The sequence below is a fragment of the Nocardia sp. CA-129566 genome (assembly GCF_050956075.1).
Taxonomy (GTDB): domain Bacteria; phylum Actinomycetota; class Actinomycetes; order Mycobacteriales; family Mycobacteriaceae; genus Nocardia.
The window spans coordinates 8,336,185-8,362,171 of sequence record NZ_CP192085.1; the positions used below are offsets into that span (position 1 = coordinate 8,336,185).

Sequence of the window (25,987 nt, forward strand, 5' to 3'; positions counted from 1 at the left end):
TCAGCGGGCGAAGATCTGGGTGCGGCGGGCGGGGTCGGCGCAGACATCATGGATCAGGCGGCCGAGGTCCAATTCGGCTGGTAGCGAGCGGTATCGCAACTGGCAGACCATGGTGCCGGAGACGGCAACGGCGAAGCGGGTCTGCCGGTTCTCGACCGGCTCCCATTCAATGGCGACGAACGGGCCGTCGAGATCGATCGTGTCCGAACCGACCCGCAGCGCGAGACCGGAGCCGCCTCGATAGAACACCACCGATACGTCACCAAGATCGCCGTACACCCCGACCTGCGGACCGATCCCTCCGCCGACCGCCCGCAGCGCACCGGTCTCCGGATCGAAGTGTGCGGGCACACCGAATCCGGAGAACGGTTGTACGAAAAGGCTGGCGTTGTTGCCATTTTGGACTCCGCGATGCCGGATGCCATTTGCGGTTGGGCGATTTCGACTTGTCGGTGGTGGCGTATTGGCCGGTGGGGGCATCATCGGCGGGGTCTGAGATGGGTCCGCATGTTGGGTGGAACGTGCGTGTGCCTGCTGCGTGGCACCGGAGTGGCCCTGTTGCTGTGTTGAATCGGGGTCCGCCGGTCGCTGTGTCATATCAGGGTGCGCCGGTTGGTGCGGCGAGTCCGACCAGCCACCCGGCGGATCGGATGGTGCAGCTACCCATGGGGGCATGACCGCGCCCGGGTGGCTCGGGGGCGCCATGGGATGCGGTGGCATCGGCGACTGCGGGTAGGCCGGATCGTACGGACTCGGCATGGTCGACGGATCCTGCAATGGGAAAGCCGGTGGGGTCGGAGGCGGAGCCGCGTGTTGCGGGGCACCGGGGTGTGCCTGTTGTTGCGGCGAACCGAAATGGGTCTGTTGCTGGCTCGGGCCGAAGTGGGTCGAGTGCTGCGTGGGATCGGGACCCGGTCGCTGCATTGAATCCGGCCAGCCGGTACCGGGCGGATCGGATGGCGCGCCTACCCACGGGGGCACGACCGCGCCCGGGTGGTTCGGGGGCGCCACGGGATGCGCAGACAGTGGTATCGGCGAGTGCGGGTGCGCCGGATCGTACGGACCTGGCATGGTCGACGGATCCTGCAACGAGAAGGTCGGTGGGGTCGGGTGTGCAGGCAGGGGCGGCGCGGTCGGTGGGTCCGGAAGCACCGGAGGTGTTGTCGGAAGCGCCGGCGGCGCCGGCGGCGCCGGAGGCGTCGGCGGCAGCGGCGAATGCGGAAGCACAGGCGGTTTCGGAAGTTCCGGTGCCGTCGGAGGTTCCGGAACCGATGGCGGGAACGGCAGGTTCGGTGGGAGCGGGGGCGTCGGCGGCACGTGCGGCGGCACCGGCAGTTCCGGAGGAGCCGGGGGCGTGGGCGGAACCGGCACATGGGGGGGCACCGGCGGAACCGGAGGCCAGGGCGGAACCGGAGGCGTCGGCGGGACCGGAGGTGTCGGCGGGACCGGCGGAACCGGCGGCTTTGGAGTCGGCGGCTCCGGCGGAACCGGAGGCCAGGGCGGAACCGGAGGCGTCGGCGGCACTGGAGGTTTCGGCGGGACCGGCGGCGTGGGTGGAACTGGAGGCGTCGGCGGGACCGGAGGCGTCGGCGGCGTCGGGGTCGGCGGGACCGGAGGTACGGGCGGCTCCGGCTTTGGTGGGATCGGAGGTACGGGCGGCTCCGGCTTCGGCGGCACCGGAGGCTTCGGCGGGTTCGGCGGGTTCGGAGGCTTCGGCGGGTTCGGCGGGTTCGGCGGCGTCGGGGGGTTCGGCGGCGTCGGGGGGTTCGGCGGCGTCGGGGGATGCGGCGGCTGGGGTTCCGGTGGGTGCTTCGGTAGCGGCCACGTCGGATCGAATGGGGATCGACGCGGCGGATCAGGCAGTTCGTATTCGTCGTATTGCCTTGGCGGATGCGGAATATGGGAGCGCAACCTCGAACCCGGCAGCTGCGACTGCGGTCCCGAATCCCCCGAACGCCCCTGCCCACCCGGAGGCTCCTGTCCACCGGAAGGCCCCTGCCCACGTGGCGGGGCCTGCGCACCACCCCGATCCGAGCGCCCCCCACCCGCACTCTCGCCGTCCCCACCATCGCGCCCTCGACGCGCACCCCCGTCGGACGACTCCCCCTCCCCAGCACGATCACGCCCCGCCGTCTCTCCGGACGCCCCCTCGTCACCCACACGGCCACGACCTGCCGTGCCCTCGGACGCCCCCTCGTCCGCACGATCACGACCTGCCGTGCTTTCCGACTCCTCATCGCCCGCACGATGACGGCCCACCGTGCCCTCGGACGACTCCCCATCACCTGCACGATCACGGCCCACCGTGCCCTCGGACGACCCCTCATCACCTGCACGATCACGGCCCACCGTGCCCTCGGACGACTCCCCATCGCCTACACGCTCACGACCCACCCTGCTATCCGAGGGATCCTGACCACGCGAAGTCCCAGAGTGCGGCGTCGGCCGACCAGCAGTGCCACTGGGCTCAGCCGACTCCGCACCTCCGCGAACCGAAGACGCATCCCCCGCAGACAGCTGCCCATCGGCCGCCCGACCCGGTTGCGCCGCATCGTCGGAGGACTCCCCAGTGCCGACAGGATCGCGACCCGACGCGCTATCGGACGACTCCCCGTCACCCGCACGATCACGACCCGACGTGCCTTCGGATGCCCCCTCATCACCAACACGGCCACGCCCTGCCGTGCCCTCGGACGACTCCCCATCACCTACACGATCACGACCCGACGTGCTCTCCGACGGATCCTGACCACGCGAAGTCCCAGGGTGCGGCGTCGGCCGACCAGCAGTGCCGCTGGGCTCAGCCGACTCGGCACCTCCGCGAACCGTGGACGCATCTCCCGCAGGCGGCTGTCCACCGGCCGCCTGATCAGGTTGCGCCGCATCGTCGGAGGACTCTGCAGCTCCGACAGGATCGCGACCGGATGCACTATCGGACGACTCTCCGGCACTGCCACGACCGCGACGCGTGTCCCCATCAGACGACTCTCCATCGCCCAGTTGGTCACGACCGGCAGTGCGCCCCAACGGATCCTGACCACGTTCGGGCACAGGGTCGGACGTCAACTGGCTATCAGCATCGCCTGCGGGCGGCTGCTCATTGCTCGCCGAATCACGGCCCAGCATGGGCTCCAACGGATCCTGGCCACGTTCGGCACCGTCTGTCGCCAACTGGCCATCAGCACCACCTGCGGGCAGTTGCTCATTGCTCGCAGAATCACGGCCCGCCGGGGGCTCCAACGGATCCTGACCACGTCCGGGCGCGCGATCTGTCGCCAGCCGACCATCGGCACTGCCCGACTCAGCGGACTCCGCTTCTTCGTCAGCCGAGGGCATGTCCCCTGTGGGCGGAAGTGGATCGTGATCCGGCGTGGGCTCCGTCTGCTTTTGTTCGGGGCCCGTGGTCGATCCCTGGTCGGGGTCCGCGGGGTCGCGCGGTGGGAGGGGTTGGGTGGTGGGTGGGTGCTCGGGGTGCTCGCCGGGCGAATGTGGTTCGGGTGGGGTCGATTCGGAGGTCGGATCGGAATGGGGGTGTTGCGGGAGTTGGTTGGTTGCGGGGGTGTTCGGCAGCTCCGATGAATGGGGGCGTGGAGGGAGGTGGGGCTGGTGGTCTACGCGGGGCGGGGCGTAGGGGATCTTGGTGCGCCAGTCGGTGCGGGGTGGGCGGTTGGCGTTCCAGTCGAAGCCGATGCGGATGGCGTGCTGGTTGGCGTCGTGCCAGGCGGCGATCGGGTTGCGGTGCAGGTAGTTCGATTCGGCTAGGGCGTCCTGTAGGAGCAGGATGTCTTGTGGGAGTGGGTTTCCCGCGATGAGACGGTTCCAGGCCTCGGCGACATCGGCGACGGCGTCGAGGGGGCGACGGCGCAGGATGCCGTCCTCCGGGTCGTGCACCAGATGCGGGTCACGCATGAGGTGGTTCTTGATCTGCTCGATTTCGGCGCGGGTGAAGGCCGGGGTCGAGTCGTCGAGTCGGTCCGCCACCAGGCGGGTCAATTCGGCACGGTCGGCATCGCTACCGTCGAGCCGAGCGCGGACGTCGTCGACCAATCGTGTCGCGTCGCCTGGCTGTTCGTCGCGCAACTGTCCGGTCAGCGCGTCGACGATCGGCTCGAGATCATCGGAGCTGTCGAGCCTGCGGGCGATCTGATCGACGATCTCCGCGGCACGCACGGTGCGCGCCGCACCTTCCGCATCCGGATGTGTCGCGAGGCGACCGACGATGGTGTCGATATCACTGTCATCGGCGCGGAACCGTCGATATTCGGTATCGGCCCAGTCCTGCACCCGCGCCCACGCCGCCTCCTGATCACGCTGGCGCTGTTTGAACTCCTCGGACAGCTCACCACGATCGGGCACCCGATCCTGCACATCCCATTCGCGCGCCATCGGCTGCACATCGGCGGCGCGCGGCCGGAAGTAGGGATGCCCCTTGAATCCCGGGCTGATCCGACCCGGATGGTCCTTATCGCTGAACCAGGTGAAGCCGGACAGCTTCGCCGATTCGAGGATGATGCGCATGGTGTTGTAGAACACGCCCGCCATCGGCGGCTCGAAGGTGGGCACACCCGGATCGAGCGGATCCATACCGGGTATCCGCGGCAGCAGTTCCTCATCGATCGCACCGGGCGGCGGATCCAGGAACGGATCGACGATGGACGACTGGAACGGATCGACCGCCCAGCCACTCACTCCCTCGGGCAGCACCCGCGGCTCGAAAGCCTTTGGTACCCGGGGACCTTGCCGATTCGTGGTCCAATCCGGACGAGTCGGGTTGACCGGATGCCAGTTGCCCTCACCGTCCTGCCACCGGGTCAGATGCATGCCGGGCGAACCTTCGCGCCAGCCCGCGGTGAGGTAGTCGCGGCGTGGCGGCGCGAGATCGCGCAGCCGTACCGGCTGCTCGCGTTCGGCGACGATCTCGTGATATTCGACCGTAGTCTCGGGGCGGGTCATCGCCTGTGCCACTGCGGAATTGCGTCGAATCGCATCGGCGAGCGCCGCATCGTGGCCCGCGCGCGGATGTTCCAGTGTGCCGCGCGGTGCCACCACGATGATCCGCGGCTGTTCACCCTCGACCAGACCCACTCGATCGGTGATCTGACGGGCACCCGCTTCGTCGAAGGCGTCGCGGCAGGCGCCGACCAGCTCGGCCATCCGGTCCTGGATGCGCGCGATCCTATTGTCCGCCTGGTTGACTCGATCGGCGGCCTCGCGCAGCAGGCGCAGCTGCCTGGTGTTCTCCTCGGTCGGCTCGAGCCGGTTCGCCGCATCGCGCAGGGTCGCGTCGATCTCGCCGGGGCCCAACGCGTCTCGGTTCACGCCCAGCCGGTCGGCCAGATCGTCACGCATCCCGCGCCATGGCTTACCGGCGAGCACTTCGGCGGCGCGTTCGGCTCCCAATCGGTCGAGTTCGGCCCGAACCTCCGCCGAAAGCGGCTGGTGCGCACCGACATTCGCACCTTCCAGGGCGGCGATGCGCCGATCCAGGTCAGCGAGCGCGGAATCGGCCTCGTTGAACCGTTCGGCGGCATCCTGCAGCTTGAACATGGCGTTCTCACGCTGCGTGCGTTCGACCGAGCCCACCAATTCCGGTTCCGACCTGCTGGTTTCATCACCGGTACCAGCAATGTCCCTGGTGCCGACGATATCGCCGCTCAGCCGCCGCATGGTCGGTTCCAGGTTGTCCTGGTTCAGTGCGCGATCGGGATCGCGCAGATCGAAGCGCTCGGCCCGGTCATTGCGCTTGGCCCGCCAGAATTCGCGCTCGGCCGCCAGTGCCGCGCGTTCGCGCACCAGCTCGGCGTGCACACCCTCCGGGGCGCCGGACAGTTCGATGGCGGCAATGGCCTCATCGAGGCGTGTCACCTCGGCATCGGCACGGTTGAAATCGTTGGCCGCGCGCTCGAGTGCATCGATGCGCGCGTGCCGCGCCTGCTGCTCCTGAACCAGCATGGTCTGGTTGCGCAACTCCTCGAGCGTCTGCTCCAAGGGCTGACCGGGCCGCAGCCCCTGCTCGACATCGACGGGCAGCCCTTCGGCCCGGATACGGCGCAGATCGCGCAATTCCTCCCGCTGGGCCACGGCCGCGGCGCGTTCGGCGCGCAGCCGCTCGAGTTCGGCACGGGCCTCGGGTGTGAGACCGTCCGCATGCACCGTGCTGGGTGCGAATTCCGATCCGTTTGCATCGGTGTGCGGTGCTTCGGATGGATCCGCCTGTACCGCACGGTGTTCCGCAGGTGAAGGGGAGCCGTTCGCTTCCGGTTCGGCGGAGCCAGAGCCGGGCGTCTCTGGCCTAGCGGACCCCGTGCCCGGCGAATCGGGCCTGGCAGAGCCCGAGCCCGGCGTCTCCGGCCTAGCAGAGCCCGAGCCCGGCGAATCGGGCCTAGCAGAGCCCGAGCCCGAGCCCGGCCTAGCAGAGCCCGAGCCCGGCGAGTCCGGCCTAGCAGAGCCCGAGCCCGGCGAGTCCGGCCTAGCGGATCCCGGTGACTCCGGCCCAGCAGACCCCGAACCCGGCGAGTCCGGCCTAGCGGATCCCGCGCCTGGCGTCTCCCGGCGAGCGGAGCCCGAGCCCGGGGTCTCCGGCGGAGTGGACGGGTCGACCGCTGCGGTGCCTTCCTCCGGCGGGCGGATCGGGGTGACGGTGATGACGCCCGATTCGTCCACCACGACGTGGCGGTAATCGACATGAATGCCCTGATCGGCCAACTGGCGGCGCACCTCGGCGGGCATGACCTGCTCGGGTGCCGACGATGGCGACGCGCCGACTACCCGCTGACCGTCGGGCGCGATTCCGACGCCCTCGGCGACCATATGGCAGCGCTCGCCGGTCAGTACGTCCCGGGACGCGAGTACGGCCGCGCCCTGTCGGGCCACGGTCTCGTCGGTGATCGCCTCGATGTAGCGGCGCAGTTGATCCTGGTATGTGCTGGCGGCAGCCCTGATCGCGGTGGCATCCCGTTCGGCCGCACGAAGATCGTCGAAGTGCTGCACCATTTCGGCGCTCGGAACGTTTTCTCGGTCCCGCAGCGCCGCGACGCGGGCCTCCGCTGCCACGACCAAATCGTTGACGGCACTTTGTATTTCGTGCGGCTTCAACCCATCCGGATTCAGTCCGAGCCGCCGGGCTCCCTCGGCAATGCCGGGTTCCATCCCCTGGCGGGCGGCGGTGGTATCCACGATCCGAGCGACCAAGCCGGGCAGCGCATCACGCAATTCCCGCGTGACAGGTTCGTGTATCCACGACGGGCCGTCCTGCGGCCACCCGTGTGAGCCCGGCTCATTGGGCTCCGGTTGCGCCGGACTCGGCGGCTCCTGCGGCGGATGCTGCGATCCCCCATCACCCGCCTCGGACGGCTGCGGCCGGTGCTCCTCTTCGGGTGCATCGAGCGGCCACACTCGCACGTCCCCAGGCTCGCCGGCCTGGTCATCAGCGCTGACGCGCATCGGGTCATCGTGCGCCGCACCGGAATCCGAGATCACCTCAGCAGTCGGCCGCGCCGCACCCTGCCACACAGGCGGTTCCGACTCGTTCAGCGCTTGGAGAGCTTCCTGGTGACGACGCTCGTTCTCCCGCAACGCCTCCTCATGCCAAGCCTCGATCCGATCCTCCAACGCATCGAACCCGGCCTCCGCACGCCGCCCAGTCTCCTCGATACGACGTACCGGATCGCTGGGCACGCCCGCACGCGGGGCATGCTCTTCGCCGCCCGCGCCGGCCCGGCCTTCACCGCGCGGCGGCCCCTGCTCGCTCAGCGCTTGGAGAGCTTCCTGATGACGACGCTCGTTCTCCCGCAACGCCTCCTCATGCCAGGCATCGATCCGATCCTCCAACGCATCGAACCCGGCCTCGGCACGCCGCCAAGTCTCCTCGAGACGTTGCAGCGGATCGCCGGGCTCACCCGCACGCGGTACCTGCTCCTCGCCGCCCGCGTCGGAAGGGTCCCTGCTCTCGGTGCCTAGCGGTCCCGGGTCGGTCAGCGAATCGAGAGCCTCCTGGTAGCGACGCTCATTTGCCCGCAAGGCCTCCTCATGCCAGGCATCGATCCGCTGCTCCAACGCATCGAATCCAGCCTCGGCACGCTGCCACGCCTCTTCGATACGCTGCAGCGGATCGTCGGCAGGCGGCGGATGCTGCTCGCCGTCCGCGTCGGTACGCGCCGCACTCTCAGTGCCTCGCGGGTCCGGCTCACTCAGCGACTCCAGCGCCTGCTGATAGCGGCGTTCGTTCGCCCGCAGCGCCTCCTCGTGCCACTCGTCGATCCGACGCTGCAACTCATCGAACCCGGCCTCCGCCCGCTGTCGCGCCTGCTCGATGCGCTGCAGCGGGTCGCTCGGCTCGTCGGCATGCGGCATCGGCGCATCCGCTGCGGACGCGGTGGCCTGCCAGACGGACGGTTCCGGCTCTTGCAACGCCTGAAGGGCTTGCTCATGGCGGCGCTCGTTGTCCCGCAACGCCTCCTCGTGCCACTCGTCGATCCGACGCTGCAATTCGTCGAACCCGGCCTCGGCGCGCTGGCGGGCCTCCTCGATACGTTGCACCGGATCGCCTGGTTCGTTGGTAGGCGGTGTCGACGGGTTCTCTGCGTTGTGCGGCGTCGACGGATCCGAGGCACCTTCCGCTGCGGAATGCGCCATGTCGTCGGCGACCGCACGGCTCAACTCTTCGTTCAGGCGGGTCAGTTCGGCATCGGCTGCATCGAATCGCGCTGTCGCCGAATGCTGTTCATCGGTCGGTTCCGCACTGGTGGCCGATGCCGTCTCGTCACGTGCCGCTCGTGCTTCTTCGCGGGCGACGAAGGCTTTCGCCCATTCGTCAGCGATGCGTTCGATCTCGGCCTGCCGCACCGCTGCATCGGGAATCCGCTCCGGCGCAGCGCCTTCCGGCTGGGGATCGCCCTCCGACGCTGGGTTGCGAGGCGATTCGGCCTGTCCGTCCGGGCGTGGATCCGCCCCCGGGTCGGCGTCCGAACCGGGGGATTCGGGGCGACGCGCGTCGCCACCGGAGCCCGGGGTATCCGGCTTCGGCGCAACAGCACCCAACGGCGGCTCATCCGGCGGCAGTTCCGGCCCGCGATCGGCGGGCGGCGACCAGGCCGGGTCCGGGGCCAGGGTGTTCACCGCATAGGGGATCTCGGCGCGCCAGTCGGTGAGCGGCGGACGGTTCGCGTCCCAGTGGAAGCCGAGGCCGATGGCGTGGGTATTGGCGGCCCGCCAGGTGGCGCCGGGATTGGCGCGCAGGAAGTTCGATTCGGCGCGGGCGTCCTGGAGCAGGACGAGATCGGCGGGCAGCGGTTCGCCCGCCATCAGGCGGTGCCATGCCTCGGCGACGTCGGCGAGGCGATCCATCGGGCGACGGACATAGGCGCCATTGGGATCGGTGTAGTCGCGCACCAGATGTTCGTCCACCATCAGGTGGTTCTTGATCTGCGCGATTTCGGCACGGGTGAAATCCGGTACGTCGTGGCGCATGTGCTGGGCCAGGATCGCGGCAATGGCATCCGGATCGGCACCGGCACTCAACAGTTCACGAATGTCAGCGATGGTGTCGCGCACCGCGACCGGGTCGTCGGTAGCGAAGCGCTCGGCGACATCGGCTGCGACGCGGTCGGTTTCGGCATCGATGCGCCGCAGCTGCGCCTCGACATCGCGCGTCGGATCGATGCCCCGATCACCGGTGACCAGCCGGTCCGCTACGGCGCCGACCACATCGCGCGCCGCGGCCTGCTGTTGGGCGCGCCGATGGGCATCCAGGCCGTCGACGATCCGGTCGATATCGCTGTCATCGGCGAGGAACCGGTCGTATTCGGCATCGGCCCAGTCCTGCACTCGACGCCAGTTGGCGGCGTCACGATCCCATTCGCGTTGCAGCCCTTCGGAAATCTCCACCCGATCGGCCGGGTTGCCGTGTTCGGCCGGATCCCAGGGCCGGTGCATCGGCTGAATATTGCGTTCCGGCCCCGCGAACCACTCGTAGTTGCGGAAGACGGTGCCGAACGGCGGAATCTTCTGCAGCCACGGCCGCGCCTGCACCCACTCACCGATCTCCGGATGGCGCTGAATCCACGCCTGCACCGCGGGATGCTTCGGCGTCTGCGCGGCCATCAGGATCAACCGGGTGATGTTGTAAGCGTCACCGCCCCAATGCTGTTCGAATATGCCCGTTCCCGGCGGCACACCGGAGGTGTCGTAGCGCTCCGGTGCCTGCGGCATATTCACGGGCAGCGTGCTTTCCGCGATCTCGCCCGGCGGGACGTCATCGGTGGGCAAGGTGATGTCGTTGACGACATCCTCCATCGCCCAGCCGCTCACCCCGTCCGGTGGATCCTTCGGGGTGAACTTCTTGGGCACCGTGCCGCCGTCGCGATTGCCCACCCAGTCCGGTCGGGTCGGATCGACGTGGTGCACAACACCTTCGGCATCGACCCAGGACGTCATGTCCATGCGCCTGCCGTTGTGCCAGCCGGTGCTCAGGCGGCGGATATCCGGCGGCGCCAGATGCACCGTGCGGGTATTGCCCTCGCGATCGGCGAGCACCTGACGGTATTCGACGCGGGTCTCGGGACGCACCATCGCCTGCGCGACAGCGGGGTCACGGCGCAGCGCATCGGCGAGCGCGTGATCATGATCCGCGCGCGGCGACGCGGGGTCGCTGCGCGGACCGAACACGATGATGCGCGGCCGCTCACCCTCCACGATGCCGACCCGGTCGGTTACCATGCGGCCGCCCTCGGCCTCGACCTGCTGACGCCATACGCCCGCGGCCCTTGCCATTTCGTCCTGCAGGCGGCCGATGCGATTGTGCGCCTGGTGCACATCGTCAGCGGCGTCGGCCAAGGCGTCGATCTCGCGCATCCGGGCGCGGTATTCGTCCCCGTACAGCGTGGTTTCCGCGGCCCGATCGCGCAGTTCGGCGATGGTGTCGGGCAGCCGATCCGGCTGCAGCGCCGCCTCATCCGGATGTCCCGATTCGTCGATGACGCCGAGGCGGACGGCGAGGTCGTCGCGCATGCCGCGGCGGGGTTTGATCTGGCGCAGTTCCTCGGCGCGTTCGCGTGCCATCCGGTCGATTTCGGCGGCGCCCTCCTCCGAAGGTGGCCGGTGCCGGGCGACGCCCTGGTCCTCGAGTTCGGACAGCCGCTGGTCGATCCCGCGGATCTGGTCGTCGAGGGATTCGAAATCCTCGGTCGCCGCGATCAGCTTGCGCAGCGCCTCCTCGCGACGCCCCTGCTCATCGCCTTCGACCGGACTGCGTACCTGACGGTTCGCCTCCTCGAGGCCACCCTCCACCTCGACGACATCGGTGCGCGCGCGGGTGTGCAGCCCCTGGATCGCCTCGTCGCGCGAATCCGGATCCCGCCGCACCCATTCGGTCGAATCGTCGAGCCCCATATTGGCGGCACGCTCATTGGCCTTGGCCCGCACGAACTCTCGTTCGCGCACCAGATCCTGCCGCTCCTGCAGCAACCGGTCGTACTCGTCGATCAACCCGATCCGCGCCGCGAGCTCACCCACCTCGGCATCCACCCGCACGAACTCGGGTGCGAGCCGCGCGATTTCACCGATGACGGCGCGATCCGCATCCGAAATCAAACGCCTGCCCGCGAATTCGGCAATGGTCGCCCGAATCCGCCGCGGCGTCCACGCATCCGGATCCTCCTGCGGCGGCAATTGATCCGCGAGCTCGCGCACCCGAGCCGCGAGCGCATCCCGCCGCGCAACCGCATCCGCATGCGCCCGCACGGCCTCATCATGCGCATCCCCGGCCGCCCGACTTCCATCCCCCGTCGCCCGCTCCTCGTCCCCGCCCGGAACCTCCTTGCGCCCAGCCGCTTCCGGCTCGCTCTTACCCGCTTCTCCCGCCTCGCTCCGATCGGCCGTCTCAGGCTCGCGCTGCCCGGCTGCCTCAGGCTCATTCCGACTCGACGCCTCCGGCTCGCTCTGTCCACTCGATTCCGGCCCGTCCTGCTCAGGCCCTTCCAGCTCGTTCCGCTCAGCCGCTTCCGGCTCGGACAACTCCCGCTGGTTCCGACCGGACACCTCCGGCTCATCCCGACCAGAAGCCCCGGATTCATCGGACTCGGATGCGCTGCGCTCAGCCGCCTTCGGTTTGTTCTGCCCGGCTGCCTCGGGCTGATTCCGCCCAACCGCCTCGTGCCGACCCGGTCCGGCTGCTTCCGCCTGGTTTTGCTCGGCTTCTGGCTCGGATGCCTCCGGCGCGCTCCGGCGGGCGGCTTCCGGTCCGCTCTGCTCGATCGATTCCGGCTCGTTCTGCTCAGCTTCTTGCTCGGGCGCTTCTCGCTCGCTCCGATTGCCAGCCTCTGGCTCGTCCCGGCCGGACACCAGGGGTTGATTCGGCCCGGAGGCATCCGGCTCGCTCCGGCGGGCGGCTTCCGGTGCGCTCTGCTCGGCCGATTCCGGCTTGTACTGCTCAGCTTCGCGCTCGGGCGCTTCCTGCTCATTGCGCCCGACGGGCTCCGGCTCGATCGGGTCGGAGGCCGAGGGGGCGTTCGACTCGGAGGCATCCGGCTCGTTTCGATCGGATGGTGGGGGTTCGTCCGGGTTGGATGACGGTGGGGCGGGAGGTTCGGCGGGGGGCTTCTTGGAGCCGCCACCGGCTTCGGCCACTGGCGCGTTATCGGAGTGCGGTGTCGCCGCTTCCGGACGGTCGCCGGGTGCTGGGGCGGCCGGGACGAGCTGTGGGTCGGAAGCGGGCGGCTGTTGTGCAACTGGCTTGTCGGTGCGCGAGTTCGCGGTCTCGGGTTGGTTGCCGACACCGGACTGTTCCGGGCGCGCCGGACGCGAGTTCGCGGAATCCGATTGGTCGCCGACACCGGACTGTTCCGGACGCGAGTTCGCGGAATCCGATTGGTCGCCGACACCCGACTGTTCCGGACGCGAGTTCGCGGAATCCGATTGGTCGCCGACACCCGACTGTTCCGGACGCGAGTTCGCGGTCTCCGGTTGGTCGGCTGGACCGGGCTGTTCCGGGTGGTCGCCGCGACCAGGCTGTTCGGGTGGGTCGCCGGGACCGGGCTGTTCCGGGTGGGCCGGAGTGGACTGCGGGTCCGACGATCGTTGCGAATTGTGGTGGTGCTGTCCGATATCGGAGCCGACGGGCCACAATTCGACCGGGACCGGGAGGGCTCGGTTGACATATTTGACCGAACTCGATGCGCCCGCTCGGGCCTCGTCGACCAAGAGGCGGTGGAGGACTTGGGCGGGTTCGGATGCGTTGTCGCCGTAGCGCTCGACCTCGCGGAAGGCGTCGGCGAGGGCTTCGCCGGGGTCCAGGTTGTCGCCGTCGAAACTGTAGCGGGTGAGTTGGTCGACCCAGGCACGGAAATCGGCCTCGGTGGGGTTGGCTCGGGTGGCGAGGTAGTGGTCGCGCAGCGCGTCCAGCGCGCGCTGCTGTGCGCGGCCCTGCCCGGCGTAATCCAGTACATGGCCGAGTTCGTGCACGACCACGCCGTATGTGGGGCGGTCCGCGCCGATGATCCGCATTCCGTCGCGGCTGGTCTTCGACGCCAGCGTGTCCGGGTCGTTGCCCCACGACTGTCCGCGCGCGGACTCCTCGAGGACGATGATCGACGGGGTCACCTGCCGGAGGCGTTCGGACAGCGGCGCATCCGGGCCGACGCGGGGACTGGTGCTCGTGTAGGCGACACCGCCCTCGGGGTGGCTCGCGCTACGGGGTTCGATACGAATGCCCGCGAGCTTCATCTGCGGATGCTTGGTCAGCATCTCGTCCACGGCGCGCGCGATTTCCCGCACCACCTCCGGATCGACGCCCTTGCGGCGGAAGCCCTCCACCTCGATCCCATGCCGCCGCGCGAGGACCTTGGCAATCTTTCTGGGGCTGCGCTTGGACCATTCGTCGATGATCGGACGCGATTGCTCCTGCAGCGGCGGATGTTCCGGCGCACGTGGCGTCGACTTCTCCGCTGCCCCATCCACATTCGGGTCGTTCGGCCGCGAACCGTCGCCTTCGTCCGAGCCCGGGATCGGTTTCGTGCCCGACTCCGGGCTGTGCGCCGGATCACGCGGCCGCGAACCCTCACCCGAAACCGCAACCGGCCTCACGCCCGACTCCGAGCCCTCCGCCGGATCACGCGGCCGCGAACCCTCACCCTCACCCGAAACCGGAACCGGCCTCGCACCCAACTCCCGACCCTCCGCCGGATCGCCCGGCCGCGAACCCTCACCCTCACCCGAAACCGCAACCGGCCTCGCACCCAACTCCCGACCCTCCGCCGGATCGCCCGGCCGCGAACCCTCACCCTCACCCGAAACCGCAACCGGCCTCGCACCCAACTCCCGGCTCACCGACGGATCGCCCGGTCGCGAACCCTCACCCGAAACCGGCTTCACGCGCGACTCCCGGCTCACCGACGGATCACGCGGCCGCGAACCATCGCCCTCGTCCGAAACCGGAACCGCTTTCGCACCGGCCTCCGGGCTGCTCGACGGGTCGTGCGGCGGTCCGGATGACGGTGCGGCGGGCTCGGGTCCATCCTCTTCCGGACCCTCATCCGACTGGCGAAGGTCCTCGAGCCGACGCTCCAACTCGTCGAGGCGATCCATCAGCTCCTGATGCTCGGCCTCGCCCTCCTCGTCCCGACGCCGGAAACTTTCCTCCGCCGCCGCCGACTCACGTGCCAACGCCGCATCGATCCGAGACTCCGGTTCCGCCGAATGCGGATCCGGGGCGATCTCTTCCAGATCGGCGAACCGCTCCTCGAGTCGACGTGCCAACTCGTCGAGGTGATCCATCAGCTCCTGATGCTTGGCCTCACCTTCCTCATCGCGAAGCCGGAACGCTTCTTCCGCTGCCGCAGTTTCACGCTCCAGTGCCGCATCGATCCGCCCCGAATTGTGTTCCGGCACAGCCTCTTCGCGCGAGTCGGGTTCGCCGGATCCCTCCTCCAGCCGACGAGCCAACTCATCGAGGTGATCCATCAGCTCCTGATGCTCAGCCTCGCGCTCCTCGGCGCGACGCCGGAAACTTTCCTCGGCGGCCTCGGATTCGCGCCGCAGCGCCTCATCGATCCTGGAGCGCGGATCGGTCGCATTGCTCGGCGGCACCTCCTCGCCGCCACGCATCTGGGCGACCCACGCATCGAGTTCCGCGTGCATCCGCGCATTCCACTCGGCCTGCTCGGCATCCATCCGCCGCTTCCACTCCGACCGAGTGTCCGGGATCTCGGCCGAATCCGGTTGCGAGGCAGGGTCTTCACCACTTGGGGTATGACGTGCGGCCCTACCGCCCTCTGGCCCACCCGATTTCGGCGTCTGGCCCGATCCGGGATCGGAACCACCCGGCCGTGGCGTGCCAGCAGACCCACCGTCATCCGATCCACCAACCCTCGGCGATCCACCCGATCCCGCCGAACCATCCGACTGCAGCGACGTCGCAGCGGATCCATCTTCATCCGATCCACCAGATCCGGGCTCGCGACCAACCGGGGGCGGGCCAGCAGACCCACCATCGCCAGGTCCGCCCACCTTTGGCGATCCACCGACCCCGGGCTCGGAACCACCCGACGGCGGCGGCGCACCGGACCCACCATCATCCGATCCACCAACCTTCGGCGAACCACCCGATCCGGACTCGGAACCACCCGGCGGCGTCGCGGCAGGCCCACCATCCGGCCCACCCAACTTCGACGTTGTACCGACCCCCGGATCCGAACCACCCGACGCCAACTCCTCAGGCGCCGACGAGTACTCGTCGTACAGCGCGGCCAGCTCCCGAATCCGCTCGGCCCGCGCGCGGATCTCGGCACGGATGCTGGCGATTTCCTTGGTCAGATCGGCGGGGCTCAGCCCTTCGTGCTTCTCGATCTTGCCGTCGCGATATGCCTCGTAGACCTTGCGGAAGGTCGCGTCGTCCGCATCCGCGATATCGACACCGACCAGCCGAGCCCAATCGCGACTGGGCTCCGGTCGCCCGTGCCGGTTGGAGCTCTCCTGGCCCGGCAGGTGGTGGTTGCCGTCGCGGCCCGGATGTTCGGCGAGCACCCGTCCGAGATCGAGGACATTCCCGGATTGCATTGCCTCGGCGATGATTTCGCGCAATGCCCGGACAGCGCCCAGCTCATGGATCGGCGGTTCCCCAGCGGCGCGCGGATCGGCGCTGAGATCACCGCGCGGCACATCGGAGTACGGATCGATATCGATCAGCTCTCGCAGGTATTCGGTGAGCGCATCGACCACCCGATCGTGCTTACCGGCGGCCTCCAGCCCGGCGATCACCTTGCGCAGCTTGGCCGGATCCAAACCGTTCGCGTCCAACGAGCGAATGATCTCGCCGTCATCGGCCACCTTGACCTTCGGCGGCTGTATCGGCTTCGAATCCACCAGTCCGAGACGGGAAGCCAACCGATCCCGCGCGGCATTGACCGCGTCGAGGTCGATTTCGCGCAGCCGCTTGGCATAGTCGACCAGATCCTTGAATTGCTGATCGCGCCGGGCATTTCGCCACGACTCATCGGCTAGTGCGGCCCCGGCACGTTCCGGTGTCAGCTCGGCCTCGGGGATATCGAGTCGGTGCGCGAGTTGGCCGCGCGCATCGCCGATATCGTTGAAGTTGGAGATCTGATCCATCGTGCGCGCGAAATCGGCCAGCGCCTCGACCTGCCCGGCCCGCAGCGCATTGGCCAGCTTCAGTTCCGCGATCGTCTGCGCTACCTGATCCGGGTGCAGATCCTCCGGTATGAGACGGAGTTCCCTTGCCACATTGACGAGTTCGCGGACGATCTCGAGTCGCGTGCGCGGCGGCGTGGCGGCATCGGCCGGATCGTGGGCGGTCGGCGCGTCGACCGGCGCCTGGACCGCACGCCAGTGACCGTCGTTATCGCGCACCATCGTCACGACCAGCTCCCGGCCATCGATGGTCTCCCGATGGTGATACACCTCGGGCGTTTCCACCGGGTCGAGGTGGATCTGTCCCAGCCGGTCCTCACGGGCGGCTCGGTAGTCCAGTTCGACCTCGCCGCGATTCAGCGCTTCGGCCAGCGCCGGATCATCGGCGAGCGCCTTGGCCAGTGCGTCCGCCCGGTCCAATGGTCCGTCGATGACCACGAGCCGGTCCGGCGCGCCATCACCGACCGGAACCCGGGCGACCTGATCACCGTGGACCTCGCCGACGGGCTCCTGCGATTCGGCGTGCAGATGCGGTTCGGCGGCCGTGGCGAATTCGGCGACCCTGGCGACGCGCGCATCGTGCTCGGCCCAGAGTCGGCGCAGCGTGGGATCGACGTTCCTGGTGTTCACATCGTTCAGGTCGAGACCGAACATCTGCGCCCAGGTCGATACCTCATCGCGCAGTTGGTCGCGGCGCAGCGCGTGTTCGAAGAACACCCGGGGGCCCTGGTCGCGGCCCAGTTCTTGGCCCGACCCGATATCGCCCCATTCGCGCAGCGGGTCGGAGCCATTGCCGACGGGCATGTAATTCTGTAGGCCGGGGTGCCCGTCGAAGGCGCTGATCAGCTCCTTGAGGAAGCGGCCCATCGGGTTGTCGTCGAAAATGCTGACCCGGTCGGCCAGCGGCACCGGACGGCCCTCGGCATCTTGCACGCCCCAGCGCGCTTTCGGCTGCTCGGCCGCCTCGTCGTCCTCATCGAAGTAGTCGTCGTCCTCGTCGATTCGAGCGCGGGCGTCGGGATCGTCGAGTTCGCCCGCCGGAGGCCTCGGGCCGTCCAACTCGGGCCCCGAACCGCCCAGATCCTCCCGAACGTAGGGACGCGTGACCTCCTCGTTGAAGCGGTCCGCCGCCTCGGCGAGTCCGGCGATCGCGGCCGCCTCGCGCATGGCCCGGAATTCCTGCTCGGCGAGCACCCGCTGGATGGTTTCCGGGCTCTCATCGGGCAGATCGATGCCGAGCCGGTGCGCGGTATCGGTCAGCGATTCGTCCGATGGCGGCGGGCCGTCGAGTTCGGCACCCGGATCCGGTGGTGCGGGTGGCGGTTGCGCCTCCAGCGCCCTGGCCTCGTCGTGGGAGATGAGGTCGAAGTTCTCCAGATCGTCGATGATGCGTTGCCGCTGTTCCGGATCGGCGACGGCGAGCGCCTCCTCGAGAACGGCCTTGGCCTCCTCCGGTGCGATCGCTTCGACCTCGAGCAGTTCGGTGACGGTCTGACGCACCAGATCCGGGTCGGCATCGCTGACCCAGAACCGGTATTCCTCGCCGTCGGGAGTGCGCGGAGCCACGAAATCGCCTGCCACGTCTCGGATTCGGCCGGAGAGCTTGTTCAGGATCGGAAGATGCTCACGGTTGCGCCACGCGGTCCAGCCCTCCTTCGCGATCCGGGCGAAATTGAGGGCTTGGTCCGAATGCTCCGGCGCGGGGCGAGCCACGACGTCGTGCCCCGATGTCTGCGGCGGATGCGGACTCGGCTGGGCGGGGTGGTGTTCGAACAGCTCCGGCGCATGCTCGACGGCATCCTTCAGCGCCGTCTGCCCCTTGCGGTCCTCACCCGATCCCGACGGATACTTGGGATAGTCGCCGACGTAGCCGCGCACCCGCAGCTTCTCCCGAATGCGTTCCCAGGCCCGACGCAGCGGCGACTTCCGTTCCGGCGGTTCGGACTCCGACGATCGCGCCGGTGGGCCGCTTTCCTCGGGTGCTTCGACGCGCCAGTGGTCGCCTTCCGGTGTGAGCCGCAGCGGTACCGCATCGCCGTTGGCATCGATGACCACGCGGCGGGGCGCATCCGGGTCGACGGATCCATTGTCGGAGTTCGAGTTCCGTGCCGGATCGGCGCCCGGATCGTCCGGCGATCCGAGCGACACCGGCGGCTGGGACGGCGGCTTCTTCCCGCCGCCACCGGCCTCGGCGACGGGCTGCTGTTCGACTTGCGCATCGGGCCGACGCGCGACCTGCGCACCCGGCCGCGATTCGGTCGATTCCCGTTGCGCCACTTCCCCATCGATGCGCAGCACCCGTGTCTCGCCATTGGGTCCGATCCGCAGTTCGCGCACGACGGTGCCCGGTGTCCGCCGCAATTCGGCCAACTGCGGATGGTCGGCCGCCGCCGCGTCCAGCACCCGGAACGGGTCGTCATGGCCCCGGCCGACCAAGTAGATCCGCGCGGGTTCGCCCGGCACCACACCGACCCGATCGGTCACCGGAATCGCACCCGCGCGCAAGAGCGCATCGCGATGCTGTGCCGCCGCCAACTCGGCATCGAGCCGCTCGACGCGGGCCTCGGCCGCCGTGATCCGCTCGGAATCCCCGGCCAGCCTTGCCTCGTCGCGTTCACGCACGGCCTGCGCGTTCTCGGCCGCCAGCCGATTCAGCTCGTCCCGGCGGTGCTGCGTGGCCTCCCGATCCTGCGCACCCTCGTCCGGATCACCGTGCGGGAACTCCGGCGCGTCGAACGAATCATCTGCTGGCCGTGGCCGATCGACCGGTCGGCTACCGGAATCGCCCTGGTCCGAGCGGGATCCGAAGGACAGCCGGTCGGTGATCCTGCGCAGCAGACCCTTCGGGGCACCGTGCTCGTTCAGATCCGCTTTACCGTCGAGCAGGATCTTGCTGATCCGGTCGGCCAGCCGCGCCGAATCGGTATCCGACATGCCCTGGAACTGCCGGGCCAGCACATCCGCGGCGTGGCCCTCCCCGCCCGGCGCCGCGACCCGCCAACCACCATTGCCGTCCGATTGCAGTGTGATCGGGAAACCCCACGTGCGCGTGTTGACCGCAACCTGTGTGAACTGCGGCCAGCGCCGGGCACGCACCTCGCCGGTCGGGTCGGTACCTACCGGCATCGGTACCTGACGGGTCATGAGTCGGCGGGTCACCTCGGCGGGATGTGGCTCCGCCACCGACGGGTCGGCCTCGGCCATCGCATAGCCGCGGGCCATGAAGTCGAGCCGCAGTCGGCCTTCGAGAGCCGCGGACGCGTTGTCGCGGGTGTTGAAGCAGTCCGGGCCGAGTTGCCGCACCCAGGCGTCGAAACCGAGAGCGGTTTGCCCGGCGGCGCGGAAACGCAGGTAATGCGCGAGCATCTCGGCCGCGGCCTCGTCTTCGGTCGGGCGACGATATGGCCCCTCGGCCACCGCATCCGGTATGGAACTGACGTCGTGCAGACCATCGGAACCGGGCCCTACCTGCAGATATTCGATCCGCTGCGTACCGTCCCACAACACGGTGGAGTACTCCGGCCGCGTCGCGGCCAGCTCACGCAGCGCATCCATGTGCTGGCCCTCCGCCGCGACGACCACCAGTCGTCGACGCCCCACCGGCTCGTGGCCCGGGAACTCGGCGACTCGAGGGGTCAGGCGCGTACCACCTGGATCCTTGGCGAGTTCGTGATCGAGCGCGCGGCGCACCAGGTCGGCCGACTCTTTGTCGGAGAGCTGGCGCGTTGGCGCATCCGTATCGGCGTGGTGTCCGGTCGCCGGGTCGGCGACGTCGGTATCCCAGGGACGATAGTTGTCGACATTGTCGTCGGCGTGGCGCGCGACATCGAACGCGACCTCGGCCTCCTCCAGTCCGGTCTTGTCGAGGTATTTGCGCAGTGCGTCGCGCCCGGCTTCGTAGCCCGCCCGCTCCGGCCGGATCGCGGTGGGGTCGTTGGAGCGGGCCGCGGCACGCTCAGCACGCCGATAGGCCCGGTCGTAGGCGTCGGTGTAGGCGCGTTCGGCGGGACCGACCGGAACGAACCGGCCCGAATCACGCAGCAGGCGAAGGGATTCGATCTCAGCCGCGTACTGACGGGCGCGCTGGTCCCGAATGGCCGGGGTATCGGTGTGCCGCACCGGTGGCGCTTCGCCGTGCTGAGGTGCGATCCCGTGCGCACTGTCCCACTGCGCGCGATAGAACGCGGCCAGGTCACCGCCGTCGAGGTGCGGACCCAATTCGACAAGTCGGTTGCGGACCTCGCGTGCGGCGGCCTGATGGGCGGCGGCATCGATCATGGTGCTTGCGATCGCGCGATTGTCGCGGTAGGCCCGCTCGGCTTGTTGCTGCGCCTGTTTGAACGCGTCTTTGTAGGCCTTGGACAGCAAAGTGTCCAGGGGCACGACGCCTTCGGCGCCGAATAGCCGCCACCGGTCGAATTCGAATGCTCTGGCGTGCGCCACGGCCTGCCGGTCCAGCATCAAGTTGACGTACTCGTCGCGGCCCAGGGTGAGCCGCTCGAGCGGACCGTGCGGCGCGCCCAGCTGTTCGGCAAGGAAGGCCGTCCGGATCGCCGCCTCGGCGTGCGCATGGGATGTCGGGGCGAGGGCCAGCAGCAGGGTATTCGAGGCCGGGTCGTAGCCGGTATCGAGACCACGGTGCTGCTTGCCGTCGTACAGTGCGGAATCGAAATCGAGACTGAAGCGGATCTGAACCTCGTGCCGTGCAAGGACTTCCATCGCCCAACGCCCGAGGTCGTTGCCGCCGAGGATGCGCTGCATCCGCTTCAGCGCCGCCTGCGTGAGTTCGGCCATCGATTGGTCGAGATATGGCGACGCTCCGGTGGGTTCGTCCGGCGGTCGCGGCGCGACCATGCTCTCGGCAACCTCCCGCCGGACCGCCGCGGCGCCGTCCTCGACCCACGCGGCACGCAGATCGACCGATTCCCGGCGCACCCGCACGGCCCCGGAATCGTCGACGCTGACCCGCAGTCGTTCCGCGACGGCCTCGCCAGAGTGGACCGCGCGGTGCAGATCGCTGCCGGGGTCGCCCGCCGCGCGGGATATCGCGCCGTGATCGCCGCGAGCGTCGACCACGAGCACGCGCGGAGGCTCGCCCGGCAGCACGGCGACCCGATCGTGCAGCCAATTGCCGTCGCCCGCACGAACTTCCGCAGTGAGGACATCGCGACCGACGCGTGCGGCGATCTCATCGACGAGTCGATTGTGCCGCGCCTCGAGCTCGGCGTGCCGCCGGGTCGCCTCGGCGAGCGCGTTGTGGCGATGGGTCCAGCCCGAATCGGGATCGTGAGGTCGGATCCTGCTCTCCGCCACCGCCTCTCGACCGCGTTCCATGAGCTCGCGATCGGCTCTGTTGGTATCGGGATCGAAGCCGCCGAATCGTCGGACGGCACGGTCCCATTCGCGCGCGGACGCGCGCAGTTCCCTGGTGAGCGCGGCGTGTTCGCGGACAAGGCGCTGCAGTTCCCGTGCCTGCGTCGGCGACGACGGCACATGCTCCGGTGCCCCATCCGGATGCTGATGGGCGTCCCAGGTGCCGCCGTGGATATCGCGCAGGCTCGCGCCCTCGCTCGGATATATCGGCGAGTCGAACATATCGCCGGACAGCAGCGCATCGATGCCCGCTTCGCGGCCGAGTCGGCGCAGTTCTTCGGCTCCCAGCGCCGGATCCGCGGCCCGCACGGCGGCGTCGTAGGCATCCAGATACTGCTTGTGCAGCTCCCTGGTGTATGCCGCATCCGCGAGATCGTGCATCGAGCTCGACTCCGGATATCCGGCCGCGCGCAGCTCACGACCGAATTCGGCCTGCCTGCCCAGTACCTCGGCCTCGGTGCGCAGCTGTGCCGCGACATAATCCGAGCGATCGCTGGCGCGAATACCGGCCGGATCCACCGGCACCCGACCCGAGATCGCGGCATCGGCGAGCACCGCGGCGCGGACCAGGGCCTGCGCCTGCTCGGGTTGGCCGCGGTCGCGGGTGTCGACGGAGATATCCATGGTGCGGCCGTTGAACGAATCCCGGATGCCGGATTCGCCCGCCTCGCCGAATCGCACGCCCGCACCCGCCGCACGCAGCGTGGCCGCCGCCTCCCGGCCCACCTCGGTGCGCTCCAACACTTGCCACACCGGACCACCGGTCAGATCACGGGGTCGAGATTGCCAGGCACCCGTCGAGTCGGCGGGGTCATTGGTTCCTGGCCGGAACTCCGGCGAGTTCGTGCCGTCGCCCGACGCCTCGGGCCGGTGCACCGATTCGGGGGTCTCCGGCCTGCTGAAGTGCGCGACGACCTTCTCGTATTCGCCCGGTCGGCCGCGCATCGCCTCGTTGTCGAAGGTGACCTCGGTGAAGCCGAGTTCGACGGCCAGCTTGCCGGTAAAGGTCTGGCGCGCCGCCTCTTCCGGGGTGAGGAACAGCTCCTGCATACCGGCATTGAAGGTGTCGAGATTGTCCCGGACCCGGTCGTCGGCATTCCATTCGGCACGGATCTCGCTCACCTGATGACCGAGCTCCCGCATCATGTCCCGGAACATCTCGCGCCCGGTCGGGGTGCCGTCGCCGACCCGGACCGTCGCGCGCAGGACACCATCGGCGTCGACTCGGCCGTGGATGCCGTGCTGGTTATCACCGCCGTACCGGTTGGTGTAGGCATTCGGGCGGTCATCGATTTCCGCCTCGTGCCCGCTCGGATCCTCCGGACGCAACGCGATATCGCCCGCGCCGTGTTGTGGCGGCAGTTCACTTGCGTGCGCGCGGATTTCGGCGAGCCGGGACATGACCGTGTCGTGCCACGCGCCGCGACCGTGCTTCTCGAACTCCGGTCGCAGTGCGGCGACGCGTTCGGTGATCGCGTCCACCACTGCGCGCGGCAGGTGGTGGTCGATGAATTCGATGGTGTCGCCATTGCGGCGCATAAAGTGTTCGGCAAACGGGCTCAACGCATCTCGTGCCGCCGCGCTGTCTTCGAATCCGCGACTGTGATCGATGCCGAGCACTTCGCGCTGCGGGCCGATCATCCAGCCATTGCCATCGCGGTCCGGAATTCGGATCAGCGCGTCCAGCAGACCGAGCGCACGACCGGCGACCGTATCGGCATAGCCGAGTTCGTGCACGTCGATGAACTGCGGATGCCGTTCGGCCGCAACGCGTCCCGCGAGCTTCTCCATGTAGACGACATTGGACTTGGCTTTGTCGTGGAACACCTCCGGCACATTCGCACCGATGGTGCGCCCGAGCAGCGAGGCCAGCCGTTCGGCGACGGCGTGACGCGGATTCAGAACGGTCTTGCGGATCAGCTCGGTGCCATTGTTGAACCGGACCAGCTCGACCTTCCTGGCGGAATCGACGGTACTGCCCTGGCTGAGCACCGTGACCTCGCGCTCGCCGGAATCGATGGCCGCCCGGACGATATCGTCGAACGAGCGAATACCGTGCGCGTCATCCCATGCGTTGCCGTAGAACTCGGCGTGGGTTTCGTTCGAATGTTCGAGACGATGGGCGGCCACTTCGGGCCGGATCGCGTCCAGGCCAGCCTCGTTGGCGATCCGATCCAATTCGGCGGCGGGGGTCTCCGGACGCTCGTCGTGTGCGCGGGCGCGAGCCTCGTCGAAGGCATTGGTGTAGGTGCGTTCGAGCGAAGTCTCGGCGATATCGTGTCCGGCCGCCCGGAGTTGTTTTGCCGCAATGATTTCCAAGGCGTGCGCCCTGGTTTCCTCATTGAGCATCCGCGCGACGTATTCCTCGCGCGGCAGTCGCATGCGCTCCTGCGCACCGCCCGGCGTCTCACGGGCATGAGCCAATTCGGCATGGATGGCACCGTGCACGAGCGCGACCATCTGCTTCGCATCGGAGGCGCCGACATCGAGCGCGAGAATCCGGCGACTCGGGTAGTAGCGGTCGTCGGCACCGGATTCGTGCACGATCTTGACATCGTGCCTGGTGAGCACCTCGTCGGCCCAGCGGCCGATTTCGGTGTCCGCCAGCTGCTCCCGGATTCGCGCGATGTGCTCGCGCTCGGCCTCGCCCGCCCGGTCGAGGGGGGTGAGGTCGCTGACGCGATCGAACTGGCGCGGCGATGGCTCGTCGATCGCCTCGACCCGAATGCGGCCGGTCCGGTCGGTATCGACATTCAGATGCTCGCGCACGACATCCGGTCGCGCCAGCAGGTCCCGGATCTCGGGGTTGCGCCGCGCCTCTGCCAGCACCCGCTGATGGTCATTGGTACCGGAGGCGATGATCAGCCGGTCGGGCTCGCCGGGAATATGAACGATGTGTTCGTTGAGCATGCGGGCATCGGTGTTGCGCAGGTGCTCGCCCAACACTTCCGCGAAGGCCGTCGCGGCCAGTTGATCGGCGCGGTGACCGTAGGTCGCCTGGGCGTGCTGGCGCTGGTCCGCGAGATCGGCGAGCCTGCGCAGGTCGTGTGCTTCGGTGCGCAGCCGCGCCTGACGCTGCGGCGGGACATCCTGTCCGGCAAGCTCATTCGTGATCCGCTGCAGCCGGTCGGCGATCTGGCGCTGCAGTGGCTCTCGACCGAGCGTCGGATCGATCCCGAGGGCCGCCGCTCGCTTGGTCAGATCTTCCGAGACCTCACCGAGATGCCGCAGCGCCGCCTCGCGATCGATGGCCGCGGCGCGCATTTCCGCGACCCGTTCGGGCGAGTCGATTTCGTGCATGCGGGTGCCCGGTGGCGTTTCGGCCATGGCCGCATGCGCGGTGTCCCAGGTGCTGCCGTAGAAATCGGTGTAGTTCTTGCCGTTTCGCCACTCGTGGGTCGCGATCTGCTGGCGCAGGGCATCGACGCCGACCTCGTGTGCCGCCTGCCGGATCTCGGCCGGGCTCAGCGTCGAATCGCTCGCCGCCAGGTCGGCCGCGGCGCGATCGCGAGCGTCGATGTAGGTCTGCTCGAGCGGGTGCACCTTGATGTCGTGGCCGAGATCCCGGAACTCCTGCGCCATTTGGAATCGTCGCCCGGTCGCCGCCGCTTCCTCGTCGACCATGGTCCGGACGAATTCCTCGCGCGTCATCGACCGGAGATCGCCCGTTCGGCCCGAGACATAGCGTTCGGCATGCACGGATTCGTGTGCCAGGGTGAGGGCCTGCTGCACATGATCGGCGCCGGAGGTGTAGGCGATGGCGCTCAGCTCGCGGCGACGGAACTCACCGGCGCGGCCGTCGGCGGCGTCGGACTCGAATCTGTCGCGTACCGGCCCGGTATCGAACTCGGCCATGAGCTGGCGGCCGATCTCGGTCTGCCGCAGCAGTTCCCGCACCTGATCGGGTTGCGCGTCGAGGGATCGGCCGATGCGGACCGCGGGATCGGTCGAGTGCTGGGCGCCCGGTTCAGCG

Annotated in this window: 1 protein-coding gene (cut by a window edge); it reads right to left on the reverse strand. The window is 68.8% G+C overall.

The features are described from left to right. Window positions 1-25,987 carry the 3' portion of a hypothetical protein gene (locus ACQP0C_RS37235; RefSeq protein ID WP_433727825.1) on the reverse strand. Its footprint extends 4,145 nt past the window's final position, so the window shows 25,987 of its 30,132 coding nt (coding positions 4,146-30,132); the start codon falls outside the window, past its right edge — the gene reads right to left on this strand; it ends in the stop codon at window positions 1-3.